The following is a 6,000-nucleotide window of genomic DNA, read 5'->3' as shown; positions in this document are numbered from 1 at the left end:
CAGCACGATCATTTCGGCGATCCTCTCCCTGTAAATGCGATCTTTAGTTGGCAAAATAAGGGTAAATATTGAATAAGAAAAATTCGCGAGCGTTGCGCAAACGTTTTCGTTACAATGCTGCGGCAAAACAAGGATGCCCCGTAAGGGGCGTTAGCTGAGTTTTTACGCAAAAACTCAGCTAACGCTCTCTGTTATAGTCAAATCCAGGGGATTTACCATGCAACAACGTCGTCCAGTCCGCCGCGCTCTGCTCAGTGTTTCTGACAAAGCAGGTATTATCGAATTCGCTCAGGCACTTTCCGCACGCGGTGTGGAACTGCTGTCTACAGGCGGCACCGCTCGCCTGTTAGCAGAGAAAGGTCTGCCAGTGACCGAAGTTTCCGATTACACCGGCTTCCCGGAAATGATGGATGGACGTGTGAAAACCCTGCATCCAAAAGTACACGGCGGCATTCTGGGTCGTCGCGGCCAGGATGACGGGATAATGGAACAACACGGTATTGCACCTATCGATATGGTTGTCGTTAACCTGTATCCGTTCGCCGAGACCGTCGCTCGTGAAGGCTGCTCGCTGGAAGATGCTGTAGAAAACATTGATATCGGCGGCCCGACCATGGTGCGCTCTGCCGCCAAGAACCATAAAGACGTTGCTATCGTGGTAAAGAGCAACGACTACGACGCCATTATTAAAGAGATGGATGCCAACGACGGCTCACTGACTCTCAATACCCGTTTCGATCTCGCCATCAAAGCCTTCGAACACACCGCCGCTTACGACAGCATGATTGCCAACTACTTCGGCAGCATGGTTCCGGCCTATCACGGTGAAAGCAAAGAAGCCGCTGGACGCTTCCCGCGTACTCTGAACCTGAACTTCATTAAGAAGCAGGATATGCGCTACGGCGAGAACAGCCACCAGCAGGCAGCCTTCTATATAGAAGAGAATGTAAAAGAAGCTTCTGTAGCTACCGCACAACAGGTACAAGGTAAAGCGCTTTCCTATAACAACATCGCTGATACTGACGCGGCGCTGGAATGCGTAAAAGAGTTCAATGAGCCAGCCTGTGTTATCGTTAAGCACGCCAACCCGTGCGGCGTGGCAGTAAATACTTCTATTCTCGACGCCTACGACCGCGCGTACAAAACTGACCCGACCTCCGCGTTCGGCGGCATCATTGCCTTTAACCGCGAACTGGATGCAGAAACGGCACAAGCCATCATCTCCCGTCAGTTTGTTGAAGTGATCATCGCCCCGTCAGCCACTGCAGACGCACTGAAAATCACCGCCGCTAAGCAGAACGTTCGCGTCCTGACCTGTGGTCAATGGGCACAGCGTGTGCCGGGGCTGGATTTCAAACGCGTTAACGGCGGCCTGCTGGTTCAGGATCGCGACCTGGGTATGGTCACCGAAGGTGAACTGCGCGTGGTGAGCAAACGTCAGCCTACCGAACAAGAACTGCGTGATGCGTTGTTCTGCTGGAAAGTCGCGAAATTCGTCAAGTCTAACGCCATTGTCTACGCCAAAGAGAACATGACCATCGGCATAGGTGCAGGTCAGATGAGCCGTGTTTACTCTGCGAAGATCGCCGGGATTAAAGCTGCCGACGAAGGACTGGAAGTAAAAGGCTCCGCGATGGCATCTGACGCCTTCTTCCCGTTCCGTGATGGTATTGATGCCGCTGCCGCCGTTGGTGTGAGCTGTGTGATCCAGCCAGGCGGTTCCATTCGTGATGATGAGGTAATTGCTGCCGCCGATGAACACGGCATTGCAATGATCTTTACCGATATGCGCCATTTCCGCCATTAATCCACGGAGCAGACGATGAAAGTATTAGTTATTGGCAACGGTGGACGTGAGCACGCCCTGGCCTGGAAAGCTGCACAATCTCCATTGGTTAATACCGTTTTTGTTGCACCGGGCAATGCGGGTACCGCGCTAGAGCCCACACTGCAAAACGTAGCGATCAATGTTACCGATATTCCGGCTTTGCTGAGCTTCGCCCAGAACGAGAAAATTGATCTGACTATCGTTGGCCCGGAAGCGCCGCTGGTGATTGGCGTTGTCGATGCTTTCCGTGCTGCTGGTCTGAAGATCTTTGGCCCAACCGAAGGTGCCGCGCAGCTTGAAGGCTCCAAAGCGTTCACTAAAGATTTCCTCGCCCGTCATCACATCCCGACGGCGGAGTACCAGAACTTCACCGAAATCGAGTCTGCACTGGCGTATCTGCGTGAGAAAGGCGCACCGATTGTCATCAAGGCCGACGGTCTGGCTGCCGGTAAAGGCGTTATCGTGGCGATGACGCTGGAGGAAGCTGAAGCCGCTGTGCACGATATGCTGGCAGGCAACGCTTTTGGCGATGCCGGTCACCGCATCGTAATCGAGGAGTTTCTTGACGGTGAAGAAGCGAGCTTTATCGTGATGGTTGACGGTGAGCACGTACTACCGATGGCTACCAGCCAGGACCACAAACGCGTAGGCAATGGCGATACTGGCCCGAACACTGGCGGTATGGGGGCTTACTCTCCGGCCCCGGTAGTGACTGACGAGGTTCACCAGCGCACGATGGAACGGATCATCTGGCCGACTGTGAAAGGGATGGCGGCGGAAGGTAACACCTACACCGGTTTCCTGTACGCCGGTCTGATGATCGACAAACAAGGCAACCCGAAAGTTATCGAGTTCAACTGCCGCTTTGGCGACCCGGAAACTCAGCCGATCATGTTGCGCATGAAATCAGACCTGGTTGACCTGTGCCTCGCCGCCTGCGACGGTAAACTGGATGAGAAAACCTCCGAGTGGGACGAGCGTGCATCTCTGGGCGTGGTTATTGCTGCAGGCGGTTATCCTGGCAACTACAATACCGGTGATGAGATCCACGGCCTGCCGCTGGAAGAAATTGAAGGCGGTAAAGTATTCCATGCGGGCACGAAACTGTCTGATGACGATCGCGTGCTGACCAACGGTGGTCGCGTCCTGTGTGCCACCGCACTGGGGTATACCGTGGCCGAAGCGCAGAAACGCGCTTACGCCTTAATGACCGATATCCACTGGGATGGCAGCTTTAGCCGTAACGACATTGGCTGGCGCGCTATCGAGCGCGAGCAACGCTAACGCGAAATTTTCGCCAACAGCGTTTTACGCGTGATCCCTAACTGACGGGCGGCTTCAGTTTTGTTGCCGCCCGTTTTTTCCAGCGCCGCCAGAATAACCTCTTTTTCGACATCCACCAGCGGTTGAATCTCCAGACTGCTTTCTGCTTTTATCGGCGTCGCGGCAATTGCCATCGGCAGCTCACGCTCAGAGATATATTCCCCCGTCAGCAGAACCACTGCCCGTTCAATGGCGTTTTCCAGTTCGCGAATATTCCCCGGCCAGTCATAGTGGATCAACAGATCCATAGCCTGTGGGGTAAAGCCTTTCACCGCTTTGCGGTTACGCTGCGCAAAATGCTGCAAAAAATGTTCCGCCAGCAACGGAATATCTTCCCTACGCTGACGAAGCGCGGGCATTTCAATGGTGACCACATTCAGCCGGTAGTAGAGATCCTGACGAAAACGCCCGGCATTGACCTCTTGTGCTAAATCGCGGTGCGTCGCAGCTATCAGCCGGACATCGACAGCAAGAGTCTGGTTGCTGCCCACACGTTGAACTTCGCGTTCCTGAATCGCCCGTAGCAGACGCACCTGCATCAGCGGTGAAATATCGCCAATTTCATCGAGAAATAACGTGCCACCGTCGGCTTCCACAAAGCGACCTTCCCGCCGTTTGTCGGCCCCCGTAAACGCCCCTTTTTCATGACCAAACAGTTCAGACTCCAGCAGGGATTCATTGAGTGCCGCGCAGTTCAGCGTCACCAGCGGTTTATTACAACGTGCGCTACTGGCATGCAGCGCACGGGCAACCAATTCTTTCCCCGTCCCGGAGTCTCCATGAATCAGCACTGTGGCATCCGACGGTGCCACCATCGCAATCTCATTAAGCAGTTGCTGCATCACCGGACTTCTGCCAATCATGCCAAACTGCGAAGCCGGAGCCGAAAGCGATTCAACGGTGGTATCCCGCGTATGCGCCAGCGACTTTTCCAGCGTCTCCTGCAGTCGGTCAAAGTCCAATGGCTTAATTAAATAGTCCAGCGCCCCGGCTTTGAGTGCTTCCACCGCCGTTTCGACGCTGGAAAATGCGGTCATAATCAAAATAGGTATCGCCGGATTCAGGACTTTTATCTCTTTCAGCGTTTCGATGCCATCCATCTCTGCCATACGCACATCGCACAGCACCAGATCAAAAACGTGTTCACGCACCTGCTCCAGCGCCTCCCGGCCACTATAGGCCAGTGATACGTTATAGCCCCAGCCGCGAAGCAGCGCCTGTAAAATCGTGCAGTGACTAATGTCATCATCCACAACCAGAATATCGATTTGTCCGTGAGTCATCCTTGTCTGTCCTGTTGTTTCGCTTTGATCGGCAGCCAGAGAGTAAAGACCGCGCCTTTGCCCTCAATACTTGTCACCTGAATGGTTCCGCCATGCTGTTCAATGATGTTTTGCACCACCGCCAGCCCCAGACCAGTACCGTCGGCTTTCGTCGTGAAATAAGGCGTAAAAATGGCCTCCAGCTGTTCGGGCGCAATACCCTTTCCGCTATCAGTCACCACAATTTTAACCCGATCGGCACTACTTTCACTCACCTCAACCGTAATCGTACCCTGATGGCCAATGGCATGAATGGCGTTCAGGTACAGATTCAGCAGGACCTGCGTGAGCCGATCAGGATCAGCCTGAATAGCCGGTAAAGAGGTGTCTGCTGTAAACTGCAGCTGGATTTCCCGACTTAGGGCATCCTGGCTGACCAGATGCAGGGAGTGGTTGATGACCTCATTAAGATCCACCTTTTGCAGCGTCAGATGAGCAGGCTTCACCAGCTCCAGCAGTTCACTCACCACCCGGTTTAAACGGTCTGCCTCTTTCGCCATCACTTGTGCCAGTTCATGCGACTCCCCCCCCGCTGGCGTACGTTCGGCAAAATACTTCGCTAATCCTTTGATGGAAGACAGTGGGTTACGAATTTCATGCGCTACCCCTGCCGCCAGATGTCCGAGCGCCATCAATTTTTCTTTGCGCTTCATCGCATCCTGCAATTCTTTATACGAACGCTGATAGCGCTGATACCAGAAAAATGTCAGCACAGTTGCCAGCAGCACGGCCGCCAGCGCAGAAAGGACAATCAGTGTATTACGCCACTCTCTGGCCTGCGTTGCCGCCAGATCGCTGGCATCAAAGGCGATAAAAATGGTTTGCTCAGGCGTATTACTGTGCTCGTCATTACCGTCACAGCGCGCCATGCCGTGTCTTCCTGGACCATACATCGGCTGGAACTGGCGATAAATTTCCAGTACCGGCATTTTTTCGCCGTCATCGGCCGGTATATCGATACGCCGCCAGCGTTCCTGTTCCCCAGAATTTAGCTCTCGCAGCACATCTGGCGAATAGAGTGTTTTGCCAACCATCGCGGAATTACTGTGCGTAATGATGGTGCCATGCGTGTCTACGACAGCAAACCATAGCACCCCCGGTTGCACCGCCATTTCCTCCAGCAACGTTTGTTGCTGAGCATGATGCATACGCATTCCCATTCCCACACGCGTACCAGACTCAAGGGCGCGGATCAGCACACTCCCTTTTTCCAGTAACGTTTGCCGGGCGGCGTCGCTTTCCCGACCATAGTCCCGAATGGTCATAATAGAAAACCAGCCGACCAATATCAGGATTGCCGCCGGCAATAGTCTGCTCAGCCACTTTGCCGCCGTATCCTTATATAAACGCATACGTTCTCCCTTTCACCACCGTTACCTTGCTTCGTTTCAGGTATACAGCAGAAATCATGCCATTTTTTCTCCCTGATAACCCAGCCCTTCGGCACAAACAATTGAAAGTAGTGGGTAAAAATGACCCACCGGGACGTTCCGACGAGTCATTTTTACTCACTTCCAGCGGGCAAAT

The 6,000-nt window shown here is 53.6% G+C and carries 4 protein-coding genes; 2 read left to right on the top strand and 2 right to left on the bottom strand.

What is annotated here, in order from left to right:
- Positions 1-217: 217 nt before the first annotated feature.
- The gene (purH, locus tag AACS05_RS00935; RefSeq protein ID WP_045438409.1) at positions 218-1,807 is read left to right on the top strand and encodes a bifunctional phosphoribosylaminoimidazolecarboxamide formyltransferase/IMP cyclohydrolase; all 1,590 of its coding nucleotides are present in this window, start codon (positions 218-220) and stop codon (positions 1,805-1,807) included.
- A gap of 15 nt (positions 1,808-1,822) precedes the next feature.
- Positions 1,823-3,112, top strand: coding sequence for a phosphoribosylamine--glycine ligase (gene purD, locus AACS05_RS00930; protein WP_045438406.1), 1,290 nt, complete (start codon positions 1,823-1,825; stop codon positions 3,110-3,112).
- Here purD and zraR read toward each other — a convergent pair.
- Together zraR and zraS are read right to left on the bottom strand one after the other, a co-directional pair.
- Positions 3,109-4,434 (bottom strand): sigma-54-dependent response regulator transcription factor ZraR, encoded by a 1,326-nt coding sequence (zraR, locus tag AACS05_RS00925; RefSeq protein ID WP_045438396.1) that lies wholly within the window; start codon positions 4,432-4,434, stop codon positions 3,109-3,111. The genes purD and zraR overlap by 4 nt on opposite strands.
- Entirely contained in the window at positions 4,431-5,825 is a 1,395-nt protein-coding gene (gene zraS / locus AACS05_RS00920; RefSeq protein ID WP_045438393.1) for a two-component system sensor histidine kinase ZraS, read from the bottom strand. Before zraS ends, zraR begins: the two co-directional genes overlap by 4 nt.
- Between the last annotated feature and the right edge of the window lie 175 nt (positions 5,826-6,000).

This window comes from Citrobacter sp. S-77 (assembly GCF_963864895.1).
Classification (GTDB): domain Bacteria; phylum Pseudomonadota; class Gammaproteobacteria; order Enterobacterales; family Enterobacteriaceae; genus Citrobacter; species Citrobacter murliniae.
Note: the sequence above shows the minus strand (reverse complement) of the source record. Positions and strands in the feature narration are given on the sequence as shown.

Bases quoted from the DNA above. Each gene is read 5' to 3' on its own strand.
- purH (WP_045438409.1), top strand. From the start codon at position 218: ATGCAACAACGTCGTCCAGTCCGCCGCGCTCTGCTCAGTGTTTCTGAC.
- purD (WP_045438406.1), top strand. From the start codon at position 1,823: ATGAAAGTATTAGTTATTGGCAACGGTGGACGTGAGCACGCCCTGGCC.
- zraR (WP_045438396.1), bottom strand. From the start codon at position 4,434: ATGACTCACGGACAAATCGATATTCTGGTTGTGGATGATGACATTAGT.
- zraS (WP_045438393.1), bottom strand. From the start codon at position 5,825: ATGCGTTTATATAAGGATACGGCGGCAAAGTGGCTGAGCAGACTATTG.